Genomic DNA, 247 nt, shown 5'->3' on the forward strand with positions numbered 1-247 from the left:
AACGGATGTGTTGATGTGAATTAAACTGGCTTGATGACGACGACGACCATTTATCAATACAAGGGTCTGATCGGGTCCTAGACCTCGTAAAGTTGCTGGACGTAGGGCATCGGTACCATCACTGATAGATGAGCTAGAGAAGTTAAATGATGGGGCTATGGCTTGTAACATTCGACCAACTTCTGTTTGGCCGGTATTAGCTAATGCTTCTGCAGATAAAATATCAACAGGAACGGGTAAATCTTCG

At 44.1% G+C, this 247-nt stretch carries 1 protein-coding gene; it reads right to left on the reverse strand.

Annotation, left to right across the window (positions count from 1 at the left end; all coding sequences use genetic code 11):
* Positions 1-247 (reverse strand): TonB-dependent receptor plug domain-containing protein (locus tag AACQ14_RS24825; protein ID WP_353514036.1); only part of this gene is annotated, 247 nt, incomplete at both ends.

It is taken from the genome of Vallitalea maricola, assembly GCF_036985595.1.
Taxonomy (GTDB): domain Bacteria; phylum Bacillota; class Clostridia; order Lachnospirales; family Vallitaleaceae; genus Vallitalea; species Vallitalea maricola.